Source organism: Sebaldella termitidis ATCC 33386, from assembly GCF_000024405.1.
GTDB classification, from domain to species: Bacteria; Fusobacteriota; Fusobacteriia; order Fusobacteriales; family Leptotrichiaceae; genus Sebaldella; species Sebaldella termitidis.
The window spans coordinates 1,163,410-1,190,400 of sequence record NC_013517.1 but is presented as its reverse complement, the minus strand read 5'-3'; the positions used below and the strand labels follow the sequence as shown (position 1 = coordinate 1,190,400).

Sequence of the window (26,991 nt, the reverse complement as noted above, 5' to 3'; positions counted from 1 at the left end):
TAATATAAAAATATATATATAAATTTTGTCATAATTTTGACACCAAATTATTATATAATGTAAATATCTCAGAAAGGGGTACTTATATGAAAAAAAAGATTTTAATAGTAGAAGATGAAGTGAATCTTATGGAGGTTCTGGAAGATACCCTTCTTGAGGAAAACTTTGAAATTTTCAAAGCATACGAAGGCTCTGCCGCTATAGATATGTTCTATGAAGTGAATCCGGATCTGGTACTTCTGGATATAAATCTTCCGAAAAAAGACGGCTGGACCATATGCAAAGAAATAAGAAATGATTCCAATAAGCCTATTATAATAATGACTGCAAGGGACACGGAACTGGATGAGCTAAAAGGTCTCAGCATAGGAGCTGATGATTATATTACCAAACCTTTCAGTCTGAAAATCCTTACCCTCAGAATAAAAAAGCTTCTTAAAATAGAAAATGAGGATTATTATCTGTATGAAACATTAAGATTTAATTTTGGGACTTATGAACTTATAATTGATTCACAAAATATAGAAATTACGAAAAAAGAAAGTTTATTTCTGGATTATATAATAAAAAATAAAGGAAAACTTCTGACAAGAGATATGCTCCTCAATGAAGTGTGGGGTTATGATTTTGACGGGGATAACCGTGTTGTAGACACACTTATAAAAAGAACAAGAAAGAAGCTTTCTCCTTATGGAGATCTTATAAAAACAGTGCGTGGAATGGGGTATATGTTTGATGAAAGTAAAAATTAGTTTTTTCCAGAAAATATTTATTTTTTCTATCTTTATTATCCTGACTACCGTATTTCTGAATTATATTTTCAATATTTTTTTTCTGGACAACTTCTATATCCACAGAAGGTCAAAACAGATATTAAAGATAAGCAGTGAAGTAAAAAGAAAAGTAGCTGCCAATGACACTGACCTTGCTGATTTTTTTGAAAATATAAAGGATAAAGAAGGAATTAACATTGATATAATGAAACCGCCGTCTCATAACACACATGGCGGAAATACTGCAATGAGGGGCGGAATGCGGAATAATAACAGCGAGCCTCCGCGGTTTTTAAAAGGAATGATGCAGAATAAGGATATGGAAAGAATGCATAAGGAGGATTCAAGAAAAATAAAGACTTTCTATGACAATATCTCCATTATAGAAATGAAAAGAACAGGACTAAGGCTGCTTTTTTACGAAGAACAGCTTTCCGACCAAAGTACACTGCTTATATCTAGCTCACTTACTGCAATGAAAAACTATAAACGTGAAATTTCTTTATTTAATATCCTCACTACAATTGCTGCTCTGTTAATAAGCGCTGTTATCGGCAGTATTTTTTCAAAGAAAATAACAAAGGATCTCGAAAAACTGAATCTTGCAGCTAAAAAAATCTCTATTCTGGATTTTTCGGAAAAAATATCTATAAGCAGAAATGATGAAATAGGTGAATTAAGCGACAGCATAAATACTATGTCAGGAAATCTGGAATCATCTATCGAAAACCTGAAGTCTTTTGCTTCCAATGCCTCACATGAGCTGAAAACACCTATTACTGTTATTAATTCCCATGCTCAGGCGCTGGTATCCGGAATCATAAAAGGCGACAGCCTGCCGAAGTATTACAGAAATATCTTAAAAGAAAGTATAGAAATGAATGATCTTGTTACTAATCTTCTGACTATTTCAAAACTATCATCGCCAGGTATAAAGCTTAATCAGACTGAAGTCAGTTCATTAAATCTCATAAAAAGAAGTATAGAGAAATATGAAACTCTTGAACTGGAAAAAGATATTAACTGGGTTTTTCCCGAAGACGATTTTATTATTTTAGGTGAAGAAAAATTGTTAAAAACAGCTTTTGATAATATTATACAAAATGCCTTAAAATATTCAAAAGAAGATGGTATAATATATATATCCTCTGATAAAAATAAATTAAAAATAGAAAACACTATGGACTGTGCACTTACTAAAGATAAAGAACTTTTGTGGGAGCCTTTTTCCAGAGGTGAAAATGCCACAGACAAGAGTATTGACGGTAATGGTCTTGGTTTATCCATAGTAAAAATGATATTAAAATTAAATGGTTTAATTCCGGAAATTGAAATAAAAAATAATAAATTTATATTTATCATAAAAAAAGTTTTTTGACATAATTCTGACACATTAGAATGGTATCATAATTATAGAAAATGATTTTAAAGAATGGGGTGATATTTATGAAAAAATTAGTAACAGCAGCTTTATTAATGTTAGTAATTTCTGCCGGTGCTTTCGCTGGAAGTCATCATGGTGGAACTCACAGACACAGCGACAGCTGCGGACACACATGGCGTTACTAGATTCTTATTTATAAAATTTTATAATTAAGCTATAACACAATTATTCAGACTGGGTGAAATCATTATATTTATTTCATCTTTGTCCAAATGCAAAAAATTATATTTACTAAAAAATGATAGGATGTGAATTTTTATGAAAAAAGTTTTAACAATAGGAGCTTTAGTATTGTCAATCGGAGGCTTTGCAGCAGCAAGAGGCATGGGCTACGGAGGCGGAATGGGTTACGGCGGTGGCCACGGTGGCTGCGGCGGAATGGGATATGGCGGCGGGCATCATTATCAGATGATGGCTAATAATCCTGACATACAAAAATCTTGGATAACTATTGAAGAAAAAAGACTTGATGTAAAAAAAGAAATGATTAAGACTTCTCCTGACTGGAAAAAAATAGAAAAATTAAATACTGATATTGCCACTGAACAGGCAAAAATGAGAACAGCCATGGAAAAATACATGAGAGAAAATCCAAACTTTACTTATCCAAATACTCGTTAATATATTTATACAAGAACTGTCCCTGAATGAACCCTATTATTCAGAGACAGTTTTTTTATTTTCTTATACTCGATTATATTTTTTATAGTTACCGCTCTTTAAGATTTTTATGTATGATATTTACATTTCTGTAAAAAAGTGATAAACTTGTAGTTACAGATAACATATACTTACATAATTTAAAAGTAAGAATTTTATGATATAAAAGAAAGAAGGAACAAAATGACTAAAGCAATTTTTTTTGATATTGACGGAACACTTGTCAGTTTCAAAACACATCAGATACCAAAGGAAACAATTCACGCATTACACGAGCTGAGAAAAAAAGATATTAAGCTGTTTATAGCGACAGGACGTCATCATTCTATGATTACACTTGATAATGTCTTTCAATTCGACGGCTATGTTACTTTAAACGGTCAATATTGCTATAATAACAAAGAAATTATCTATAAGCAGTCTATAAAAAAAGAAGATATTGAAATAATAGCTGAGCAGACGAGCAAAAATCTATATGCATGTTACTTTATCAAAGAAAATGAAGTTTTCACTAATATGGTAAATGATCAGGTAAAATGGTTCGCAAGTGAACTTAATACAAAAATACCCGAAGTTTGTAATCCGGCTGTGGAAACTGCGAAAAATGACATTTATCAGCTCACTGCTTTCGTCGACAAGAAACAGGAGGATATGCTGCTAAACAGTACTAATCATATAGATGCTACAAGATGGCATGATAAATTTATAGATGTCACTCCCAAAGGAGGAAGTAAAAGTGTAGGAATAGAAGCTATACTAAAATATTATAATATTCCTCTTGAAGAAACTATGGCATTCGGTGACGGGGAAAATGACGTAACAATGCTTAAGCACGTGAAAACAGGAGTTGCTATGGGAAATGCAAGCGATTTTGTAAAAGGATCTGCTGATTATGTTACTTCTCACATTGATGACAACGGTCTGGTAAAAGCTCTTGAACATTTTAAAATTTTATAAGCTAATGAAAGAATTTTTTTATGCTTTAATATAAAAAATCGGAAATATTTTTATTTAATATTTCCTTTTTATTTTTCCAAAAATATAAGAAGGTGTGCTGTTATTCTTCTTATATCAGCACACCTTAGCTTATTATATTCATTATTTTTTTATACCTTTCGTTTTTTATTTTATATTATATCTGAACCCGGCTGAAAATACATTGTTTGAAATGTCAGAGTCACTTATCTGCATATCATAGTTTGCATACCATGCCCATCTGTCATTTACTTCTGTACTTACTCCCACACCTGTCCATACTGAATCTCCGGGAAGTCCTATACCCTCTACTGTGAATTTCTCTGACGGCAGTCCTACATATGATGCCTCAAAACTTAGATCTTCATCATTAAATGCTTTCTGCCATGATGCATATCCTAATATTGTACTTTTTCCGCCTATCCATTCAAAGTCATATTCTCCTCTCAGACCTATAGAACCTGATGTCTGATCATATGTCTTGCTGTCTGCTTCGAGTCCCAAAAGGCTTCCGTCTTCTGAAAAGCTTCCTCTTTTTACTGAATCATACGATATTCCTGCAAACGGTGTTAAGTTAAAGTTTTTCGCCAATTTGAATTTATAACCTGTTTCACCATATCCTGAATATACATAATCATCATGATTTATTGATACATTTTCACTCTGTACTCCTGTTACTACTTCTCTGTCTACATCACTTGATACAATTCCTACTCCCAATCTTCCCAATACATAGAATTTGTCTTCTTTCTGACCGTATCTTCCGTAAAGTGATACTCCAAAGTTCTGGCTTTTTGATTTTCCTCCGTATCGGTCAAAATCTGCTTCTGCATCTGAGTAAGAAAGTGCTATACCTAATATTGTACTGTCATTTATATTCTTATCTATTCCTACCTGTCCGCCGTATGATGTTGTATCCGCCGAAGCATAACCCGATTCTTTTAGTTTTCCTGTAGATGCTATGCCGCTGAACCATAGACCTGCTATATCTGCCTTATTTTCCATGCTTCCAAGCATTACCAGTCTGTTTGTAAGGTCTCTGTTCACTGCCTGCGACTGTTGAAATGTTAATGCCTGTGCCGAAGCATAAATCTGTCCTGATAAACTGTCCAGTGTTGCTGCCAGATCTGATGATGACGACTGCTGCAGCATTGCTATTTTTGTTCTAAACTCATCGCTTCCTTTATTATTGTCCAGTGCTGTCAAAACCTGTTCCAGATTTTGTGATGAATTATTTCTTGTTGCATCTGAATTATAAGCTTCATCAGCATATTCTGCTATATCTCTTCTTGCTACACTTAATTTTACTCCGTCATTTCCGTATATAACGTCTGATTGAAGAAATACAGGTGTTTCCACTTTTCCAAATGTGCTTGTTACTCCGTTTGCTGCATTTACTACATTTTCTGTTATCACTTCTTTACTTATGTATACTGGATTATTATCATCATCTTTAGGAGCTGTTACTCTTAAAATAGAATTATTTAAATCTGCTGTTCCGCCCACATTTATTGTTGCTCCTGCTGTACTTACTATTACACCTTCAGGAGTAGAAGTATAATTTCCCTGTATATTCATTCCCTGACCTATACTGCTGACAGTTCCTCCGTTATTAACCACATTATTATTTATGTATCCTCCGTTGCTTGACAGAGTTCCTCCAGACTGTACATCTACTTCCGATACTACCTGTCCGTTTACTTCCAGTACTCCGCCGTTTACTACGTTTTTCCCTGTATATGTATTTTTCCCGCTGAGTATTAATTTTCCTGTCCCTGCTTTTATAAGTCCCGCATCTCCTGATATATCATTTTCAAATGTGGAAGTAGTATTATCAAATGCTACATTGACATAATCACCTAATGCAAGTCTTTTATCAAAAAGTGCAGGTCCTTTTACTGCTTTGCTTATATTCAGAAGTCCCCAGCCATATACTGCATCTACACCTTTCGCACCTTTATCAGTGGCTGTAGATAGGATTGTCTGTCTTATAAGGTCTCCGTTCATCCACGGATATTTTTGCTGAACCAGAGCTGCTGTTCCTGTTACTACCGGTGCTGCAAATGAAGTCCCCATTCCTGAAACATTTCTTACATTAAAGTCATAATCACCAACTGCTGCTATACACCAATTCTGTGCTATACCGCATTTATTTGAATAATCGCTTGGAGTTCCGTCAGCAGAATTTACAGCCATAACTGCTATCCATCCTTTTTGCATCTCCGGATAAAAGTATGGAAGTCCTGCTTCTGCCGAAACCTCGTCTTTCCCCGAATTACCTGCTGCCCAGATAAACAGGCTGTCTGTTGATGCCTTATCTCTGTAAAAAGCTATTACCGGATCTGACAAGGGCATATCAGCTTTTGTAGCTGTTTTTATTGTTCTTGATGCTACTCCGAATGATTGGTTGTATATTCTTACACCGTTATTATATAAATTATCATACATACCTCTCTGCACTACTATACAGCTGTTACTTCCATCAGAACATATAGTCCCTGCTGCTTCACCCCTGATTTGTACTTTTGGAGCTACACCTATTGTATTCCCGCCTATTATTTCCGATACAAGGCTTCCGTGTATATTTGTACTTCCGGCATATTTATTGTCTTTTGTTATACGGCTTTTACCGTTTGAATCTCTGAATTCGATATTATTGACATCAAAGTTACTATCTACTACACCAACTGTAACTCCAGTACCATCTATTTTATTTACTTTAGCTTCTTTTGCACTATGCGGATCTTCTTGATTAAAAGGAATATCTCTAGTCACATCAATCGGAGTCGGTGTTGCAGTTCCTCCTCCGCCACTGTTTCCTTCGCCCCCGCCAGAGCTCGAACAGCTTACCAAAGCTGTTGCCAAAGTTATAATAAACATAATTTTCTTATTCATTGTTGTTCCTCCTCTATTCATTAATATTAGATACAAGAAACTAGAGTCGTGTGTTTCTTCTTGTATCCAATTTTGAATAAGGAGTCATTTTCTAAAATATATTTTGTTTCGATTTGTAATAATTACATATTTCTTTTCTTATCATGTGAGTTATTATATAATTTATTTTCATTGATGTCAACATTATTTTTACAAACAAATGTACGTACAAAATAACAATATATTTTTACTACAATAATTCATTATTTTATTTCATTTATGAATTCAATATTTATTATTGTTAGATGATGTTTAAGTTTTTATATGATTATTTGCCTCTAAGTATTTTCACTGGCTATTTTACGAAAAAACAAATAAATAAATTATATTTAACTAATCTTTTTTAAATTTATTTTTATTGTAATATATGATTTTAATTGCATATAAAAAACCCGGAATCCCGGGTTTCCTTTGCTTATATTAAGCTTTTTGTTATTTCCAGAGCTTTATCATAATCAGGATGCTCTGCTATTTCTTTACAATACTCTACATGTCTTATTATTCCATCTTTATCTATTACTACTATTCCACGTTCAAGGAGTCTTAATTCCTTTACCACGAAGCCATATTTATAACCAAAATCCAAATCTCTGTGATCTGAAACAGTCACTTCATTTTCTATTCCCTCAGCTGCACAAAATCTTCCAAGTGCAAAAGGCAGATCAACAGAAATCGTAATAACAGAAACATCATCTTTCAGCTTTCCTGCTTCTTCGTTAAATCTTTTTGCCTGCAATGCACACACACTTGTGTCCACAGATGGAAACGATGTCAATATAACGACTCTTCCTTTATAATCACTTAATTTTAATTCAGACAGATCTGTTTTTAAGGCTGTAAAATCTGGAGCCTTATCTCCGGGCTTTACTTCCTCACCCACTAGTGTTACCGGATTTCCTTTAAATGTTACGATACCTTTTCTTTCTAACATCTTAATTCCTCCTATTTTAAAAATCTTATAATCATTTTATATTTGAATACTCAAATATATTCTAGCATAAAAAAATTAAAAATAAAATATTAACTTTTTTATTAATCACAAAGCCTCTTTTCATAGCAGAAAAAAGTATCTTTTAATCTTGGAACTTTTATTTCGCCGACAAATTTATATCCCACTTTTTCAAAAAATCTTTGTGCTTTTATATTTTTAGAATTTGTATCAGTTCTCATGTAACATTTTCCTTTTTTAATAATTTCCTTTTCTATATTCTCCATTAAAAAAGCCGCTACTCCTTCATTTCTGTATACATTATCTACAGCCAGTCTATGTATCACATAATCACTTTTTTGAGATTTCCATTCCAAATTATCATATTCTTCAAAAGAATCAAAATTGGCAACACTGATTCCTATTACTTCATCACGGTCATTTACCGCAGCATAAAGTGTCCCCTCTTTTATATCATTTATAAAAACTTCTCTGTTTGGATATGATTCGTCCCACTGAAAATTCCCGTTTTCATTCATTTCTTTTACTGTTTCGTCAATAATTTTCATTATTTTGTCCAGATCTTCATTTTTTGCATGTCTCATTTTCATATTATGCTCCTTTTCCTGTAAATATTTATTAAAATAAAGCCATACCAAAAACGGTACGGCATTAATTACTAATTTGCATTATATTCTATTTCTACCTTTACATTGTCTAAATATTCTTTTACTTCATACCGAAGTTTCCCGCTTGTAAATACTGCTTCCGAGATCGTCTCGTATCCGCTTGAAGTCTCATTTGAAACAGGGGCAGTTTTCAGCTGTTTTTCTACATTCTTTACTACTGTATTATAGTATCCGTTTTTATATGTAATGATTATAGACTGAAGCTCTCCTGCATCCCATCCGCTTGGTGATTCGCCGTCAGCCAGTGAATAAAAAGCATCTCCGCTCATCCCAAACCATGTCTCTCTCTTCTCAAGTCCTGCAAGAACTTGTTTTCCATTATCATCAGTTATAAAAACATCTTTTGTTCCTTTTACCTGTAATCTCAATTTATCCGCGGGTAATCCAAACCAATTATCCATTGACATCTTTACCAAAACCGGCTTTTCAGCTTTAGTTTTTGCTTCTGTTTTTACTGTCTTGGTAGTTTTAGTAGATTTGGTAGATTTTACTGCTGCCAGACCTTGTGCAGAAAATGCAAGCATTGCTATTCCCGCTAATATACATATTTTCTTGTTCATTTGTTCCTCCTTATACTATAATAAGATTTCATACATGTACTTTCTTGTCTGTATCTTTTATATTATATCACAACACTATTGTTTTCATTATTTTTTTTGATTTTTTTTCAGTTTAATTAATCAGCTCATTTTCTTATATTTATTCTGCGATTATCTGCACACGACCAACCTGATCTTCTTCTTCCAGCATTACTTTTATTCCGTGAGGGTGAAACTGACTGTTTGTCAGAATTTTTTTCACATGTCCCCGTGTAAGCTTTCCTGTACGCTGATCTTTTTTCAGGACTATATCTACCAAAGCTCCTATTTTTATATCTTTTCTATTTTGACCGTTCATTTTTCCTCCAGTTATCTTCTTTAATTTTTTTAGTTCATCAAGCTAATATTTACTGCTGTTCCTTTATTATATTATTCAAGGCTTCAGCACATTTTATTCCGTCTACTGCAGCAGAAATAATACCGCCAGCATGACCGGCACCTTCTCCGCACGGAATCAGACCTTTTATACTGGAAAACATTTTCTCATCGCGCAATATTCTCACAGGTGAGGAACTTCGGCTTTCTACAGCCGTGATTACAGAATCAAAGCCGGCAAAGCCCCTTATTTTTTTATCCATTTCCCGTATTCCTTCTTTAAGTGACTCTGCTATAAATTTTGGAAAACAGTCATTCAGGTTGCTTAGTTTATATCCTATACTGTAGCTTGGAATAACATTTCCAAGTTTTTCAGATTTTTTATTTTTCAAAAAATCACCTACAAGCTGTACAGGTGCTTTATATTTACCGCCCCCGAGCTCAAAAGCTTTTTTTTCAAGCCTTCTTTGGAATTCTACTCCTGCAAGTACGTCATCACCCCGGAAATCTTCAGGATATACATTTACAAGCACTGCTGAATTGGCATTTTCTTTGTTTCTTTTATAATAGCTCATTCCGTTTACCGCAAGAAAGCCGTCTTCACTCGCTGCCGGAACTACCACTCCGCCTGGACACATACAGAAGGTATAAACACCTCTTCCGTTTGATGATTTTACATTTATTTTATATTCTGCCGGCGGAAGCTCGTCTGCAAGTTTTCCATACTGGCTTTTATTTATCATATCCTGTTTATGCTCTATTCTTACGCCCACAGAAAACGGCTTTTGCTGCATTTCTATTTTTTTCTCATTAAGCATATAAAAAGTATCCCGTGCGCTGTGTCCTACTGCAAGAATAAGATAATCCGTTTCCATCAGATACTCTCCGCCCGGTCCTGCGACTTTTATCCCCTGAAGTCTGCCGTCCGAATGATTTATAGAAGTAAGCTTATTCTGGAATCTGTATTCTCCGCCGAGACCTTCTATTTTTTTCCTTATATTTCTAAGTATTCCTATTAATCTGTCCGTTCCCACATGAGGCTTAGACATATAATCAAGTTCTTCTCCCCCGCCTGCTTCGATAAATTCATTTATCACTTTTTTTATTCTGATATTATGAGTATTTGTAGTAAGTTTCCCGTCCGAAAATGTTCCGGCTCCTCCTTCACCAAACTGTACATTTGATTCAGTATTCAAAATACCTGTTTTAAAAAAGTCATAGACATCTTTTTTTCTTTCATCTACATTTTTTCCTCTTTCAAGTATAACCGGTTTCAGTCCCGCTTCTGCCAGAATAAGCGCGGCAAATATTCCCGCAGGACCGCTTCCTGCTACTACAGGCCTTTTTTCAGGTATATTTGATAGTTTTTCAGTTTTATATATGAAAGTCTCTGTTTTTTTTACATTTTTATTTTCTAAAAATCTGTCTTCATCAGGAATCATTATGTCCACAGAATACACATATATAATATTACTCTTATTTCTTGCATCTATTGACTGTCCCGTTATTTTGAATTCCTTTATTTCGTCTGTTCTTACTCCCAGTATTTCCGCTGCTTGCTTTAATACATCTTCTTTAGAGTGTTTTACAGGTATTTTTATATTATTTATTCTCAACATATCCAAAGTCCTTTACTTTTTTCATAGATTTATTTTCCGGCGGCACTTTTTCCCGCAAGATAGCCCGAAGCCCATGCCCATTGAAGATTATATCCTCCGCAGTCGCCAAAAATATCAAGCACCTCTCCGGCAAAATATAAATTTTTCACTTTCTTTGATTCCATAGTCTTGGGATTTACTCCCTCTGTTTTTACTCCTCCTGCTGTTACCTGAGCATTCCTGAAACCTGTCGTTTCCTGAATTTTTATATCATAATTTTTTATCAAAAATGCAATTTTGGTAATTCTTTCATCAGAAAGTTTTTCTACAGAGAGAGAAAGCTTTTCTATTCCCGATCGTTTCAGCAAAAGCTGTCCCAACTTTTTATTTATCATACCCACTAAAAAGTCCTCCATTGTCAGATGACTCAGATTTTCTTTTCTTACAGTAAGCATCTTCTCTATATCACAGATATTATAATCGGGCATTAAGTCAGCCCTGAATATAAGATTGTCATATAAAGCTGTTAAATATGACAGATTAAAAACTACCGGACCTGATATGCCGTAATCAGTAAACAAAAGTTCTCCTTCAGAGGAATTCAGCTCTTTTCCTTTATAATACGCCGTAATTTTTGCATTTACTTTTATTCCGTGCAGACCCTTTACAGGATCTTTTTCTGTTTTCAGCTGTACAAGTGCAGGCCTAAGTTCTGTTGACTTATGCCCCATCATTTCAGCAAGCCTGTACCCGCTCCCATTTGACCCAAGCTCGGGATAAGAACATCCTCCTGCTGCTATAATGAGTTTTTTGCATGTTATTATTTTGTTTCCGTCATTTGAAAAAATTTTAAACAATGAATTTTCATATTTTATTCTGGAAACATCAAAATTAGTATAAATTGGTATTTCCAGTCTCTGTGTTTCAAATCTGAGTGCATCTACCACAGCTGAAGCCTGTCCGCTGTAAGGATATACTTTTCCGTTTTCTTCTATTTTATGTACTATACCAAGTTTCTCAAAAAAATCCACTGCATTTTCAGGACCGAATATTTCCAGCACATCCCTTGCGAATTCTCTGTCTTCCCCGTAATAATTAGAAATACCGGCATTGATATTCGTATAATTGCATCTTCCGTTTCCTGTTGCCAAAACTTTTTTCAAAACTCTGTCTTTTCTTTCCATAATAATAATATCCAAACCATTTGCCTTAGCTGTAACCGCAGCCATGAATCCTGCCGCGCCTCCGCCTATAACTGCTGCTTCTGTGTACATTTTACCAACTCCCGGGTTTTTTCTTTATTTATCATACTACCATAATAAGAAGGGAATATCAAAATTTTATTTTCCGCAGTAAAAGTAAAGCCCTGAGTCCTTACAGGACTTTTATTTATCAAATTAGTGCATAAAAATCTCATTGCCTAATAATCAGCTGCAATTTCTTTTGCATCTAAAAAATGATTTTTTACATACAGTAAATTGTTCATTTTCCTATATTATTTATCGTTTTAGTTCCAGTATTGCTCCCTGCTGCATTAGTTCAGGAAGCTTTATTACTTCCGCGGAATTAAGTGCCAGCTTATCTGTAACAGTATATTTTTTCTGCTCTCCGTTTAGATTTTCAGTTCTGCTAAATAAATAAGTTATTTGCTTTCCCGGTTCATAAAAAATTTCTATATTATCAAGAAGATCATAATTAGTATCTTTCAAATCTGTTATTTCTATTTTTATGCCCTTACCCTGTGTGGTGATCTTTTGGCTGGGAAGCTTACTAAATGCTTTCATATTGCTCAGAAGAAAGTTTCGCACATTTTCTGTATTTCTGTCAAAATATCCTATATCCGTTTCGTCTTCCGAAAGAGTATCCATTATTACTGCAGCCTTTACCCCTTCCTGTTTCAGGACAATAGAACGCAGATACACTGCTCCGTCTACTTTATATCTGTGTTCTCCGTTTCTGTTGCTGTAGCTGTTCCCTTTTTTATCCACACTAAAAGTATTCGTGCTCTGTCCCTCGTAAAATGAGAGATATGCACTATCCTGCGAGGTATATTTAAAATATTTCATTTCTGCTATTTCTTTTTCCATTTCTTTATATACTTCTTCCCTGCTTTTTGCTTTATTTCCTGTAAAGCATGCAGCAGTTATTATCAAAAGCAATAATGCCGATATTATTTTTTTCATAACTCCTCCGTTTTTAATCTTTATGATCATTATACAATAATTTGCCGCTTTAAACAATTTAGTAAGACACTGTATAAATATACAGCCTCTGCTGGCACAAAGGCTGTTTTAAAACAGTTCTTCTTAACCCTATTTTTGTGTGGACAGCTTAAGAACTGCTAGGGCTAAAATTAATATTATCATATCAGACATCCGGAACCTCCCCCTTCAGATAAATAAATAATGCCAGCAAAATAAAGTGCTAACATTACATATTCTTCCCTAATAATATCAGAATTATTCATTCTCTTCTGACTAATCGAATAAAATACAGGTACTTTAGCAATTAAAACAAAAAACTGCCAAAATACTATTTCAGGATGTTCTTCGAAAGTCTGCTATTCTGACCCATTAAATATTGCCACTATAAAAAGACGGATAGCTCCGCCTTTTTTTCTGGAGTTTCCTTAATATGTCTGAACACAATAATTAAAAACTGTTTTTTTATTACATGTTTCCCAGCCTGCCAGAGCCGGTTTAATCTCTATGATATGAAGATATAACCAATCTTCATAAGTCATTATACTAAAAAAATAGTCTTATGTCAAAAAATATTTTTAATTTATGTTTCTATATTTATACACTCTTAAATTATTTTATTTTTAATTTTTTCACAATATAAATAAAACAAATTTAGAAGATAAAAAAAAGTACCTTTTTATTAAAATCAAGGCACTTTTTTTTATTTACATTACCTGTTCTGTTCTTGCTATTATATCCTCTTGTGTAATAGGATCCAGTGTCACAAACTGTGCACAGTATCCTGCCACTCTTACTACTATATCTCTGTATTTTTCCGGATCTTCCTTTGCCGCCTGAAGTGTATCTCGCGAAATTATATTAAACTGTATATGCCATCCTTTCAGATTTATAAATGTCTTTATAATTCCCACAAATTTTTCAAACTGATCCTCTGATTTTATCAAATCAGGAGAATATTTTTGATTTAGAAGCTGACCGCCTGTTATCAGAAGTGTCGGAAGCTTTACTATTGAATTCAGCACTGCTGTAGGCCCTTTTACATCTGTTCCCTGTGTAGGAGAGGCTCCTTCGGCAGCAGGTGTATAAGCATATCTTCCGTCAGGTGTAGCACCTGTTACAGTTCCCATAGGCACATTAGAAGAAATTCCAGAGGTAGACAGACCGTAGCCTCCGTTTATCGGCCCTCTTCCATATCTTGTATTCTTATACTTTGCAATCTCTTCGATATAAGGCTCGTATGTTTTTACTGTAAATCTGTCTATTTCATCTATGTCATTTCCGTATTTAGGTACATTCAGCAGGATATTTCTTACTCTTTCTCCGTCTATGCCCTCAAAATTATTTTTTAATGCCTCAAAAACTTCTTCCTTAGTAAGAACCTTATCTTCAAAAACCGTTTTTTTCAAAGCATACATTGCATTTGCAGCATTAGATAGCCCTACCTGGAGACCGGCGATAATATCATATTTAGCTCCGCCTTCTTTCGCTGTTTTTCCTCTTTCTATACAGCTGTCTATCAGACTTGAACATAGTATATCGGGAAGCTCTTCAAGATGCGTATCGGCAAGTACATCAAGAGCAACACTTAATCTTGTATAATATGCAATATTTTTTTCCCATGATTTCCATAAATCATCAAAGCTTTCAAAATCAAGCAATGTTCCGTTACCCTGATATAAAGTCATTCCTGTTCTCGGATCATGACCGTCATTTATTACTAACTCCACTATTTTGATAAAATTCAGAAAAGTCATTCCAGTACATCTGTAACCCCATTTTCCCGGAACAGCTACTTCCACACATCCTACCATAGTGTAATTATAAGCATCCTTGAATTCTACGCCTTTGTTTAATAATGCAGGAATAATTATTTCATCTGTATGCATAGCCGGCATTCCATAACCTGTAGCTGCCACACTTGCACTTTCTCTGATGAATTTTTCCGGTGAATTGGAATGAAATCTGACTGCCAGATTAGGCTGTGTCATTTTATTTTCTGCCACACTTTCTAAAATCAGATAAGTCAGCTCATTGCACGCATCACTTCCGTCGTAATTAGATCCTCCTATTGTTACGTTCTGATATGTAGGATATCCTGCCCCGTAACCCGAATGTGAAGTAGGTCTTACCTTAATCACTGTATAGAGCTTTACCCACAGACATTGCAGCAGCTCCTTTGCAAACTCTCTGTCCATAGTTTTATCAGTTATAACATCCTTTTTATAAAACTCGTATAAATACTGGTCTGTTCTTCCAAGAGATGCTGAATGTCCGTTACTTTCTATCTGTATTACCAAATGGATAAACCATATAAGCTGTACTGCTTCCCAAAAAGTTTTCGGTGAATTTTCAGGAACATTTTTACAGTTTTCTGCTATAGTCAAAAGCTCCTTTTTTCTTTTTTCATCTGTTTCTTTTTCTGCAAATTCAGAAGCAAGACTTGAAAATCTGTGTGCAAAATCTATAACTGCTTCGTTAAGAATAACAATGGAATCCAAAAAATCTCTTTTATCATATCCTCCGAATACTGTAATATCTACTTTGTCTCTTGCCTCGACAGCTTCATTTATTATCCCTCTTAATCCCACCTTTAATGCTTTTTCAAAATCCGGTACTATATGTCCGTCTCCTGATGTCATATTCCCTTCTCCGTGCACTGCTTTTACCTGTGAAGCTTTCTGTAGTTCTTCAGGCATCTGTGCATAACATTTTTCTCTTAATGTTTTCCCCTGCCAGTATTCGCAAATTTCCAAAACTTCTTTTTTATGCTCCTCGGGAAGATGAAATTTATCCCCGTCTCTGTGGTCAAAGTTTCCTTTTTCATTCAGCTCTTCAATTATCCATTCTACAGCATATTCAGGAAATAAAGGCGCTGTTCTCACATCAGAGGACTGGTTCCCTACTATGAGCTCCCCGTCTTTTATGTAAATACTCATATTTTCCAGAACTTCTTTCACTGCCAAAGCTCTTTTTATATATTTTGATTTTTCTTCATTTTCTTTATATGCTTTCGTAAGGTATCTTGCTCTCTCTACACATACTCCCGGCTCTTTAGCAAGTGCTTCTTCCCTTAATCTTGCCACTCTCTCACTTTTCAATTCATAAGTTTTCATACTTATTCCTCCTTTGATTTTTTCTTATTATTTTTTATTACCCGTTTATCTTGCATTTCAATCCGCCTGCTTCCACCATTTCTCTGACTTTTTCCAAATCCTCCGGCGTATGCTTTTTGTAATCATTTCCCATATAAGCCATCTTTAACTGTCTGTATTTTTCAAGTCCTAATGTATGATAGGGAAGTATATGAATTTCGTTTAGTTTCATTTCTTTTACAAACTTGATAGTTTTAATTATATTATCCTCTGTATCGTTTACTCCTTTCAGCAGAGGTACCCTGATTATAATATTTTTATGCCATTCTGAAAGCTTTTTCAGGTTAGCCAGAATTATTTTATTCGAAACTCCTGTTATTTCTTCATGTATCTTTTCATCCATATGTTTAATATCAAATAAAATATAATCCGTGACCTTTGCCACTTTTTCCAGTCCTGAATAATTTCCGAAACCTGAGGTTTCTATCGCTGTACTTATGTATTCCTCTTTTACTTTTTTTATCAGCTCATAAGCAAAATCTGAATTCATAAGCACTTCACCTCCTGATACAGTAAGACCCCCGTTTGAATTCTTATAGTAAGGATAATCCTTCATTACCTCATCAAAGACTTCATCTGCCGTCATTTTTTCGGAAGTATTTTTTAATGCTCCAACCGGACAGCTTTGTATAATTTTATTTACATCACTGCATCTTTCCGGAAAAAATTTCCATTCATCGTCAAATTCCACAGAATTATTTTCTGATGCTTCCACACATCTTCTGCACTTTATGCATTTTTTTTCATTATAATAAATTTGATTCAATGACAGCTGAGTTTCAGGATTAGAGCACCATATGCATTTCAGAGGACAGCCTTTTAAGAATACTACTGTTCTGATGCCCGGTCCGTCATGTATCCCCAGTCTTTCTATTTCACAAACATAGGTTTTCATTTTCCCCTCTCCTCCTTTTTTATTTCAATTACTTTCATTTATTTTTATTTTATTTCATTTAAAGAAAATTGTCAAGCTATATTTTTAAAAATGTATTTTTTTAATTACATCAGCCACTAAACATAATAAGAAATGTCCCAAAATCTATAAAATAATTTTGGGACAAATTTTTGAATTTTTTATATTAACTGATTTATATCATTACATATAAACTGTGCTTTTGAGCCGAAAACTGCCTGTACTCCGTTCTTTCCTACTTTTAATACTCCTGCTGCCCCGAGTCTTTTCAGTACATTATCATCTACTTTTTCGACATTCACCACTTCCACTCTCAGTCTGGTTATACATGAATCCACAGAAACTATATTATCTTTTCCTCCTAATGCCTGCAAAACAGAATCTGCAAGTCCTCCTGCGAATATCTCACCCTCTTCGCCTTCCACTTCCACTTCAGCTTCTCTTCCCGGTGTTGCCAGATTAAACAATCTGATAGAAGCTCTAAATACAGCATAATATACCACTGCAAATACCAGTCCTACTATAATTGCCAATATCCATCTTGTCTGGAAGCCCTGAGTAGACGGCAGAACCCCGAATCCTATAAAATCTATAAGCCCGCCTGAGAAAGTAGATTCTACCCTTACTTTTAGAATATTCATTATCATAAATGATAATCCTGCAAATACCGAGTGAACCATAAATAATACCGGAGCCACAAATAAAAATGCAAATTCAATCGGTTCTGTTATTCCTGTAAGAAATGATGTCAGCGCCGCAGAAAAAAGTATTCCGCCCACTATTTTTTTTCTTTCCGGTTTTGCCTCGTGATACATTGCCAGTGCTGCTGCCGGAAGTCCAAACATCATAAAGGGAAACTTTCCTGCCATGAATTTCCCTGCTCCCTGATAAGTAGCCGAATCAAATGATTTTACTCCGTCTTTCAGCATCGCAAACCATATAGTCTGATCTCCCGTTACTATCTGTCCCGATTTAGTAGTATATTCTCCAAACTGCCACCAGAACGGCGGATAAAATATATGGTGAAGTCCGAAAGGTACAAGAGCTCTTTCCACCAGTCCGAAAAGGAAAGTAGATATATTAGTATTTGATTCATTTGCATAATAAGATAATGCAGCTACCCCCGCCTGAACAGGCTTCCATAGAAACGGCATACACAGACCTATTATAAATGCTACTGCCGCTGTTATTATCGGTACAAATCTTTTTCCTGCAAAAAACCCGAGATAAGCCGGCAATTCAATATTATAAAATTTCTTAAACATTATGGCCGCTATTACTCCTGCAACCAAGCCTCCGAAAACTCCTGTCTGCAATGTAGGTATTCCCATTATCGATGCATATGCGGGGTTCTTCCCTATCATTTCAGGTGTAACACCTGCTGTTATCCCCATTACTGTATTCATAACCAAAAACGCTACTATCGACGCCAAACCAGCAATACCATCATTAGTTAGTCCTACAGCTACTCCCACACAGAATAACAGCGGCAGATTACTGAATATAATACCTCCTGTCTGTTCCATCAACGGAATCCCTAATTTATTTCCAAGAGCCAGCAGAAGTCCTGCTGCAGGAAGTACTGCCACTGGTGTTAAAAGTGCCTTTCCTATTTTTTGTAACTCAGTGAATAATTTCATATTCAATTCCTCCTAGTTTATATATAATTTATTTATTCATCATTTATGCTTCGAGCAGACTCTGCCCGGTTTTTTCATCTGTTATCAAAACATTAATAAAATTAGAATTTATCGCGGTTTTTATAGCATTTACCTTTTTGTCCCCCACAGCAATCCCTATTACATTTCTCATTTTTCTGAAACGCTCTATTTCTATCCCTATTTTTCTTTTATCAATTTCTGTTTTTATAATTTTTCCCTCTGCATCATAAAACCTCGTACATATTTCACCCACAGGCTGCTCGGATTTTAGCAGCGCCCACATATTTTTCGGCGCCGGAAGTCCTGAATCCCACAATACATTGATATCTTTTTCAAAGGTTCCTATTCCTACTACCACTGTCTGAAGTCTTTCCCATATATTACGTATATTTCTGAAAAACTTTGAATTATAAATCTCGTCTTTTATCGGTTCACTGTTCATAATCAGAGGAAAATCTATAAAGTATCCTTTTCCGTTATACATTTCCGAAAGATTATTTATCATTGCATTTATATGGGTGTATTCCTTCAGATTACCGTAACCGCCGGTCAGAGCTATAAAATTCAGTTTTTTATTCTTTTGGGAAAGCTTATATTTGGAAAAATCACATAATGTCTTTCCCCAGGTTATACCCACTATTTCATTTTTATTTGTTACTTTTTGCAGATATTGATGTGCTTTTTCATGTACTTCTTCGAGCATTCCCGGTCCGGATTTCACTATTATGATATCTTTCATACTATATTTTTTTCTTAACTCTCCGGCAATTCCTGCCTGCTTTGTATGCCCTTCATCAATACTTATTTTTACTATTCCTTCTGCTCTTGATTTTTTCAGCAGTCTGCTTACAGTGCTTCTTTCTACACCGATTTTCTTAGCAATCTGACTTTGGGTACATTCATCAAGATAATAAAGTTTGGCAACCTTTACCAGTAATTCATGCTCCATTCTCATCAATCCTACCTTATTTTTTCTTAAATTCACATTTGTGTTCTGTTTTGATATTTTTTATTTCACCTATATATACTATATTTTCAGTTATTGTCAAGCCGACAAAATGTAATAACTTTAAGTTTATACTGAATATTATTTTCTTTCTTTTTAAATAAAAATATATTCAACTTAGATTTAACAATATAGAATTTTTTTCTTTTAATTTATTTTTTATTTTTTGTTTCGTTATATTATTTTTTTAATTTCATTTACTTTTTATTGTTTTTATTTTATTTTGTTATTTTTTTTACAAAAAAAATGAAAATAATCAAAATAAGGTGTTTTCTATTGTTTTACACACGTAAAAACTTTATATAGTAAAAAGAATTTTTTTATTATATAATGAAATGAAAGATATCAAAACTAAACTATATTTAAGGCAAAAGAGGTGAAAAATGTTTTTAGATGAGCGCTTAAACTCCATAATGGAGATTTTAAATAAAGAAAAAAAAGTAAAAGTAAATGATCTAGCAAAGCATTTTAGTATATCCGAGGTTATGATCAGGAAGGACCTGCAGAGACTTGAAACAGAAGGAAAGCTGAAAAGAACACACGGAGGGGCCATACTAAGAAAAGAAATAGTTCATCTTTCCACACTTGATGAACGCCTCATTAATAAAACCATACAAAAGAGTCATATTGCTAAGAAAATTTTTGCATCTATTTCTGAAAATGAAACTATATTTCTTGATGTTTCCAGTATAAACTACATGGTAGCCGAGCTGCTTGCAGAAGAAGATAAAAATCTTGTTCTTATTACAAATATGCCCAGCATATCAGCTCTTTTCAGAAAAGACAGCGGAACGGAAATTATTATAACAGGCGGAAATTATAATAAGGAGATCGGCGGAATTGTGGGAAGCGAAGCAATAAACTGTATTAATAAATATAAAGTAGACAAAGCATATCTCGGAAGCTGCGGTATAAATTTAGAAACAGGAGCTGTTATGAATTTTCAGTCCGAAGACGGCAACACTAAAAAGGCCGTTCTTTCCATTGCCAAGAAAAAATTTCTTATAGTAGAAACAAAAAAATTCGAATGTGAAGGAACGTTTTGTTTTTCATCATTGAATGAATTCGATACTGTTATCACTGAAAAAAAACAAGAACAGCTTTCACCTAATATAAAAAAACTTATAAAAAAATTTATGATTGAGTTTATATAATCAGTATTTATAAAAATAAAAACACAAAACTTTATAATTTTATTACAGGTTTTGTGTTTTTTTCTGCAAAAAAAAATATGTCCAAAATCATTTTTCTTCTATGATTTCAGACATATTCCCGCTTTATAAACTGCTATTTTTCCAGCAATTTTTTTCCGGTTTCCATATCAGTTATCAAAACATTAATATATTTTCCCATTATAGCACCGTAAATTGCATTTGTTTTTTCCACACCGCCGGCAATACCCACAGAATAAGGCATTTGTGTCAGTTTTTCAAGTCCGATTCCTATTACTCTGTCATCCAGTATTGTTTTTACTGTCTTTCCGTCTATATCATAAAATTTCGAACAAATTTCCCCTATAGCTTTGCGTTTTCCGGCTTTTTCCCTGATCTCTCCCAGATTATTCAGTTCTTTCAATTCCGAAAGCCCTATTTCCCACAAAACATTTGAAGATTTTTCCGTAGCACCTATTCCGACAACTACTATTCGGAGCTTCTCCCAGATCTCTATAATTTTTTTAAAAAATGTAGAATTCATAATCTGCTCTCTCATTTCAGGACTGTCTACGATCAGAGGTGATTCTATAAAATACGGCGTTCCCTTATATAATGACGCAAGATTATAAATCATGGAATTTATAGACATATAATCCTTCATGTTGTTATAGCCGCCCAAAAGAGGTATAAAATCTATTTTTTTATTTACATTCAAAGGCTTATAAAGAGAAAATTCCCTTATGGTCTTTCCCCAGGTTATGCCTATTATTTCGTTATTTTCTGCTATTGTTTCCAGATAGGCATGTGCAGCTCCTGCTATATTTATAAGAATATTCTCATCACTTGCTACCAGCTGTACGCTTTTCAGCCCGTATTTTTTCTTTAGCCTTGTTTCTAGCTCAAGCTGTTCCAGATACATATCATTTATTATTATTTTTACTATACCCAGCTCTTTTGCTTTTTTCAAAAGTCTGCTTACTTTTGTACGTTCTATTTTTAATGTTTCAGATATCTGATTTTGCGTTAACTCATCGTAATAGTATAATTTACAAATCGTTGACAACAGCTTTTTATCAATCATCATTTTTCCCTTCCCGATATTTAATAAATGCAGGGTTCTTTTATTAATATAATATATAATTTTTCGTATATTTTGTCAATTAATTTATATATTCCATACCATTATAAATAAGTATCTGAACAAGAATTTTAAATATATATATTTTATATACTTTCAGTAAAAAACAAAAGAATTGTTTAAAAACAATTATCTGTACTTAACAGTATCCTGATTAAAAATTTTGCAGTCAAAACAAGTCCGTAAAAAATATTAAACAGAATTTTTTAGTTTTAAAACAATTCTTCAGAAAATATTGTGCTGATGCAGTACCCTGTTCAACCTTGATTAAGTTGGCCAATGCACCAGATGAATTTATTAATAAGTTAAAATTATATTTATAAAATGTCCAGAAGTGTTTTTCCGTTTCCGTATGCTTTTCCCCAGTCAGAATTAAACTTATCTATACTCCAGTCTGTGTATGGGTGATAAATCAGCTGTTTCAAAACATCTGTTCCCACTGTAACAGCCTCTGCACCGGCAAGTATTGCATCATGAACTTGTTTTACATTCTTAAACGAAGCACCCAGTATTTTTGCCTTGTTATTTTTGTCTCTGCTGATTATTTTATATGCTTCTTCCACTACTCTTACCCCGTCACCGTTTATATTATCTGCTCTGTTAACATAAGGAGCCATATAATCAGCACCTGCCTGAACAGCCATTACTATCTGCTGTGATGTCAGTATTCCAGTCGCAGTAATATTAAACCCTTCTTTTTTCAATATTCCCATAGCCTTCAGCCCTTCAGCCGATACTGGAATCTTTATAAAGAGATTAGCCTTAAAAGTCTCCTTCAGTAATTTTGCTTCCTTTACTATTACATCCGCAGTCATTCCCAATACCTGCACATGAAGCATTTTTTCAGTTCCTATTATTTCGATAATTCCATTTATTGCCTCTTTGTAATCCTTTTTTTCCTTTGCAATTATCGACGGATTTGTCGTTACTCCTGTTATTGGGAAATACGCGTTAATTTCTCTAATCTCATTAAGATCAGCCGTGTCTAATAAATATTCCATTTTTCCTCCTGTTATTTTATTTTAAAATTTTATTTTCATTTATGCACATATGTGTATCAAAAACACATTCTTATATTCTATTTATACTTTTATTTTTTTAAATTGTCAAGTTTTTATTTAACAGAATAAATTTACATGACTGCCAAATCTGTGTTAGCACATTTTTATATTTTGTCTGCGCTGTTTTTCATGCATCCGCTGTTTTAGAATTCTTTAAATCACTTGTTAACACCGGATATTTTTACCTCAATATTCTTTACAGCGGGTATTTTTCCAGTCCTTCAATGCTTATATTTTAATTAACAAAATATTTGGAAATATAATTTGATAATTTAAAAATAAAATGTTAGAATTAAACAATTTAAATTATACAAGGAGGGAACACAAATGGACAAAATAATTTTATCACCGTCAAAATACGTTCAAGGATATAACACTATTGAAAGACTTGAAGTTTATACCTCAAGCTTAGGAAAAAATTCACTTATCATTGCTGATGATTTTATTACAAAAATTATTAAAGAACCTGTTTCAAACAGCTATCAAAACAGCAGCAGCAACATCTTATTCGAAAAATTCAACGGAGAATGTTCAAAAACAGAAATCAACAGACTTATGGAAATAATACAGCAGAACAAAATAGACTCCATTGTAGGAATCGGCGGGGGAAAAACTCTGGATACAGCTAAAGCAGTATCATACTACGCAAAAATCCCTGTAGTGATAGTTCCTACCATTGCTTCTACCGATGCTCCGTGCAGTGCTTTGTCTGTAATATACACTGATGAAGGTGTTTTCAGCGAGTATCTGTTCCTTTCCAAAAATCCTGATCTTGTTATTATGGATACAAAAATTATAGCTAATGCTCCGGTAAGATTACTGGCCGCAGGAATGGGGGATGCTTTGGCAACTTATTTTGAAGCACGTGCCTGTACTGCCGCCAATAAAAAGACTATGGCCGGCGGAACTGCTACCAAAGCATCTGCTGCGCTTGCTGAATTATGCTATAATACACTTCTGTCTGACGGATATCTTGCTAAATTATCTGTTGAAAACAAAGTTGTCACTAAATCTCTCGAAAATATAATTGAAGCAAATACTTATCTGAGCGGGGTAGGTTTTGAAAGCGGCGGACTTGCGGCAGCACACGCTATACATAACGGACTTACAGTTGTAGAAGAACTTCATCATTTATACCACGGAGAAAAAGTAACTTTCGGAGTGCTGGTGCAGCTGGTTTTGGAAAATGCACCGAAAAATGAAATAGAAGATGTCTTGTCATTCTGTAAAAAAATCAACCTTCCGGTTTGCTTTAAAGATATGGGAATCGAAAATATAAATAAAGAAAAAATTTACGAAGCAGCCAAACTTGCATGTGCAGAAGGCGAAACTATTTATAATATGCCCTTTGAAGTAACTGTTGATGATGTATACTCGGCAATTCTTACGGCAAATTCACTTGGTGAAGATTTTAGTTCTTAATTTTATTAATTTATAATTTTAGATGTAAAAAACCTGACTTTTGTTCAGGTTTTTTTGGTATTTTGTTCCCTTTTACAGTAATTTCTTATAAAATATAATTTAAAAAAATTATTTTTCTTCTATTGACAAAACCATAAATTAGGGTTATATATTATTATAAGCAATTTTTTTCTCAAATAACACAAAATTGCAATTTTTTTAGACTTTTTTACGATTTTGTGCAATACAAGAACAAAATTTCAAAGCACCGCAAATAATGTTAATACAAATTTTTTTAGACTTTTTTGCAATTTTGTGCTAACAGTATACAAAATTTCAAAAGGAGGTGACAAAAGTGATTCAACTAATAATATTAATTATCCTGGTTTGGGCTCTGCAATGTGTTTTCACTCTATTTCAGCTGAAATATTTTAACAGGGAATATATAAATCTGCGAAAAAAAGGATTTGTACTTATCGGAAAACAGAGATCCAGAATCAGCAGAGGCTGTGTAATACTTCTTCTTATCACAAGAGACGGAGAAATTCTGGACGGCAAGGTTATGAACGGTTATACGGTATTCACAAGATTCAAAACCTTAGCTTTCGTTAAAAACAGAAATATTATGGAAAACTGGGAAGATGAAAAGATAGATAGTGTTATAAAAAAAGCATTGTATAATGCACAGTCTAATTATATCAAGGAGCTGGAAATGTTAAATACACAAAATATCCCTGCATAATCTTTCAGCTAAAAATAAATTTTAGGAGGAACTATATGGAATTTTTATCAAAACTGGCCACAGGATTTATTGGTCTGTTTCAGGAAGGCGGAACTGTTTTTGTAGGTTTAGTATCAGGAATACTTCCCCTTTTAATATGTCTGCTTGTGGCAATGAATGCGCTTATTAAATTTGTCGGTGAGGACAAAATAGAAAGATTGGCACAAAAATCTGCTATTCACCCGTTATTAAGATATCTTGTACTGCCTACAGTAGGTACATTCTTCTTTATTAATCCTATGACTATGTCTCTGGGGAGATTTCTTCCGGAAAAATATAAGCCGAGCTATTATTCTGCTTCTACATATGCGTGCCATACAATGAACGGTTTATTTCCTCATATTAATCCCGGCGAATTATTTGTTTTTCTCGGAGTAGCAAATGGTATTACACAGCTGGGACTTCCTATTTCGGATCTGGCACTCAGATATTTTCTTGTAGGGGTCGTTACTAATTTTTTCAGAGGATGGGTAACAGACTTTACTACTTCCTATGTGGAAAAACAGCAGGGTGTAAAGCTTCCTGCAGAAATAAAATTATAGAGGAGGATATTTATGTATAAAAAAGTAATAGTTCATGCCGGTGACGGAGGTTTCGGAGGTCCGCTGATAATTGCCCCTGATGAAAAGAAAAACGTTATTCTTTATGTAACAGGAGGACATATTCCCGAAGTAGCAAAAGTTCTTGCCGAAAAAACAGGCGGTGAACTGGTTGACGGTTTTAAGACAAAAGTAGAAGATGAACAGATTGCAGCTGTAATAATAGACTGCGGAGGTAATCTCAGATGCGGAATTTATCCCAAAAAAAGAGTCCCTACTATAAATATCATGGCAACAGGTAAAAGCGGAGCTCTTGCTCAGTATATAACTGAAGATATTTATGTTTCAGCTGTTAAACCATCTAATATAACAGAATATACCGGAGAAGAAAGTGCGGCTGTACCAGCTCCAGCTGCCGTAAAAGAGGCTGCTTCGGAAAATAAGCAGCCAAAATATTCAACTGACAAAAAAATCAGTCAGCAGTCTTCGGGATTAATGGGGAAAATCGGTATGGGAATGGGTAATCTGGTAAGTACTCTTTATCAGGCAGGAAGAGAAACTATAGATACCATAATAAAAACAATACTTCCTTTTATGGCATTTGTTGCTATGCTTATAGGTGTTATACTGAAATCAGGAATCGGAGATGTTATCGCCAAGGCTCTTACTCCTCTGGCAAGTACTCTTCCGGGACTGCTTATAATTTCACTGATATGTTCTTTCCCTCTTTTATCGCCGTTTTTAGGGCCGGGAGCTGTAATAGCACAGGTAATAGGAGTTCTTGTAGGTGTGGAAATAGGAAAAGGAAATATACCCGCACAGTTTGCACTGCCGGCATTATTTGCCATTAATTCACAGGCAGCTTGTGACTTTATTCCTGTTGGTCTGGGACTGGCAGAGGCAGAGGTAGAAACAGTAGAAGTCGGGGTTCCTTCAGTATTGTACGCACGTTTCCTCACAGGAGCACCTACAGTATTCATAGCATGGCTTGCAAGCTTTGGTATGTATTCAAAATAATTCACAGCAGATCAAACTACACTAGTGTACTATGATATTTATCGGGAGA

24 protein-coding genes are annotated in these 26,991 nt (G+C 34.2%); 10 read left to right on the top strand and 14 right to left on the bottom strand.

Translation table 11 applies throughout. The annotated features are described in order from the left end of the window. Positions 1–86: 86 nt before the first annotated feature. The 5 genes from STERM_RS05360 (at position 87) to STERM_RS05345 (ending at position 3,834) form a co-directional block, all read left to right on the top strand. On the top strand, positions 87–752 hold the full coding sequence (locus tag STERM_RS05360; RefSeq protein ID WP_012860550.1) for a response regulator transcription factor: 666 nt from the start codon (positions 87–89) through the stop codon (positions 750–752). Next, complete coding sequence (locus STERM_RS05355; RefSeq protein WP_012860549.1) at positions 736–2,151, top strand: sensor histidine kinase; 1,416 nt, start codon at positions 736–738, stop codon at positions 2,149–2,151. Before STERM_RS05360 ends, STERM_RS05355 begins: the two co-directional genes overlap by 17 nt. 68 nt (positions 2,152–2,219) lie before the next feature. Continuing rightward, positions 2,220–2,342 carry a hypothetical protein gene (locus tag STERM_RS22660; RefSeq protein WP_256594927.1) on the top strand — a complete coding sequence of 41 codons (123 nt, stop codon included), beginning with the start codon at positions 2,220–2,222 and terminating at the stop codon, positions 2,340–2,342. 133 nt (positions 2,343–2,475) lie between these two features. Next, positions 2,476–2,838, top strand: coding sequence for a hypothetical protein (locus STERM_RS22365; RefSeq protein WP_012860548.1), 363 nt, complete (start codon positions 2,476–2,478; stop codon positions 2,836–2,838). 222 nt (positions 2,839–3,060) lie between these two features. Next, positions 3,061–3,834, top strand: a complete 774-nt coding sequence (locus STERM_RS05345; protein ID WP_012860547.1) for a Cof-type HAD-IIB family hydrolase — start codon at positions 3,061–3,063, stop codon at positions 3,832–3,834. 165 nt (positions 3,835–3,999) lie between these two features. Here the strand turns inward: STERM_RS05345 and STERM_RS05340 are convergent, their stop codons facing one another. The 12 genes from STERM_RS05340 to STERM_RS05285 form a co-directional block, all read right to left on the bottom strand. Further along, positions 4,000–6,747, bottom strand: coding sequence for an autotransporter domain-containing protein (locus STERM_RS05340; protein WP_012860546.1), 2,748 nt, complete (start codon positions 6,745–6,747; stop codon positions 4,000–4,002). 454 nt (positions 6,748–7,201) lie between these two features. Beyond that, positions 7,202–7,717, bottom strand: a complete 516-nt coding sequence (gene tpx / locus STERM_RS05335) for a thiol peroxidase (protein WP_012860545.1) — start codon at positions 7,715–7,717, stop codon at positions 7,202–7,204. Between the two features lie 101 nt (positions 7,718–7,818). After that, positions 7,819–8,325, bottom strand: coding sequence for a GNAT family N-acetyltransferase (locus tag STERM_RS05330; protein ID WP_012860544.1), 507 nt, complete (start codon positions 8,323–8,325; stop codon positions 7,819–7,821). A 68-nt stretch (positions 8,326–8,393) separates the two neighbouring features. Further along, positions 8,394–8,963 (bottom strand): hypothetical protein, encoded by a 570-nt coding sequence (locus STERM_RS05325; RefSeq protein ID WP_012860543.1) that lies wholly within the window; start codon positions 8,961–8,963, stop codon positions 8,394–8,396. A 139-nt stretch (positions 8,964–9,102) separates the two neighbouring features. Next, on the bottom strand, positions 9,103–9,300 hold the full coding sequence (locus STERM_RS05320) for a YwbE family protein (protein ID WP_012860542.1): 198 nt from the start codon (positions 9,298–9,300) through the stop codon (positions 9,103–9,105). A gap of 49 nt (positions 9,301–9,349) precedes the next feature. After that, positions 9,350–10,936 (bottom strand): NAD(P)/FAD-dependent oxidoreductase, encoded by a 1,587-nt coding sequence (locus tag STERM_RS05315; protein WP_012860541.1) that lies wholly within the window; start codon positions 10,934–10,936, stop codon positions 9,350–9,352. Between the two features lie 29 nt (positions 10,937–10,965). Continuing rightward, a complete protein-coding gene (locus STERM_RS05310) occupies positions 10,966–12,189 on the bottom strand; it encodes a BaiN/RdsA family NAD(P)/FAD-dependent oxidoreductase (RefSeq protein WP_012860540.1) in 1,224 nt (407 codons plus the stop codon). Between the two features lie 225 nt (positions 12,190–12,414). Further along, positions 12,415–13,098, bottom strand: a complete 684-nt coding sequence (locus STERM_RS05305) for a hypothetical protein (RefSeq protein WP_012860539.1) — start codon at positions 13,096–13,098, stop codon at positions 12,415–12,417. Positions 13,099–13,823: 725 nt separating this feature from the next. Further along, positions 13,824–16,232 (bottom strand): glycyl radical protein, encoded by a 2,409-nt coding sequence (locus tag STERM_RS05300; RefSeq protein ID WP_012860538.1) that lies wholly within the window; start codon positions 16,230–16,232, stop codon positions 13,824–13,826. Positions 16,233–16,269: 37 nt separating this feature from the next. Next, positions 16,270–17,166, bottom strand: a complete 897-nt coding sequence (locus STERM_RS05295; RefSeq protein WP_012860537.1) for a glycyl-radical enzyme activating protein — start codon at positions 17,164–17,166, stop codon at positions 16,270–16,272. Between the two features lie 179 nt (positions 17,167–17,345). Further along, complete coding sequence (ptsG, locus tag STERM_RS05290; RefSeq protein ID WP_012860536.1) at positions 17,346–18,824, bottom strand: glucose-specific PTS transporter subunit IIBC; 1,479 nt, start codon at positions 18,822–18,824, stop codon at positions 17,346–17,348. 43 nt (positions 18,825–18,867) lie between these two features. Continuing rightward, positions 18,868–19,830 carry a sugar-binding transcriptional regulator gene (locus tag STERM_RS05285; RefSeq protein ID WP_147289474.1) on the bottom strand — a complete coding sequence of 321 codons (963 nt, stop codon included), beginning with the start codon at positions 19,828–19,830 and terminating at the stop codon, positions 18,868–18,870. A 404-nt stretch (positions 19,831–20,234) separates the two neighbouring features. Between STERM_RS05285 and STERM_RS05280 the strand changes: the two genes are divergently transcribed. Continuing rightward, the gene (locus STERM_RS05280) at positions 20,235–21,005 is read left to right on the top strand and encodes a DeoR/GlpR family DNA-binding transcription regulator (RefSeq protein WP_012860534.1); all 771 of its coding nucleotides are present in this window, start codon (positions 20,235–20,237) and stop codon (positions 21,003–21,005) included. Positions 21,006–21,138: 133 nt separating this feature from the next. Here STERM_RS05280 and STERM_RS05275 read toward each other — a convergent pair whose 3' ends face one another. Further along, complete coding sequence (locus tag STERM_RS05275) at positions 21,139–22,089, bottom strand: sugar-binding transcriptional regulator (protein ID WP_012860533.1); 951 nt, start codon at positions 22,087–22,089, stop codon at positions 21,139–21,141. Between the two features lie 371 nt (positions 22,090–22,460). Further along, positions 22,461–23,144 (bottom strand): fructose-6-phosphate aldolase, encoded by a 684-nt coding sequence (locus STERM_RS05270; protein WP_012860532.1) that lies wholly within the window; start codon positions 23,142–23,144, stop codon positions 22,461–22,463. A gap of 387 nt (positions 23,145–23,531) precedes the next feature. On the opposite strand from STERM_RS05270, the gene STERM_RS05265 reads away from it, so the two are divergent. The 4 genes from STERM_RS05265 to srlE all read left to right on the top strand — a co-directional run bounded on the left by STERM_RS05265 (position 23,532) and on the right by srlE (position 26,942). After that, entirely contained in the window at positions 23,532–24,626 is a 1,095-nt protein-coding gene (locus tag STERM_RS05265) for a glycerol dehydrogenase (RefSeq protein ID WP_012860531.1), read from the top strand. A gap of 334 nt (positions 24,627–24,960) precedes the next feature. Continuing rightward, positions 24,961–25,347, top strand: a complete 387-nt coding sequence (locus STERM_RS21115; RefSeq protein ID WP_012860530.1) for a transcriptional regulator GutM — start codon at positions 24,961–24,963, stop codon at positions 25,345–25,347. A 35-nt stretch (positions 25,348–25,382) separates the two neighbouring features. Beyond that, positions 25,383–25,928: a PTS glucitol/sorbitol transporter subunit IIC gene (srlA, locus tag STERM_RS05255; protein WP_012860529.1), complete on the top strand. Its 546-nt coding sequence runs from the start codon at positions 25,383–25,385 to the stop codon at positions 25,926–25,928. A gap of 12 nt (positions 25,929–25,940) precedes the next feature. Further along, the gene (srlE, locus tag STERM_RS05250; RefSeq protein WP_012860528.1) at positions 25,941–26,942 is read left to right on the top strand and encodes a PTS glucitol/sorbitol transporter subunit IIB; all 1,002 of its coding nucleotides are present in this window, start codon (positions 25,941–25,943) and stop codon (positions 26,940–26,942) included. Positions 26,943–26,991: the final 49 nt, after the last annotated feature.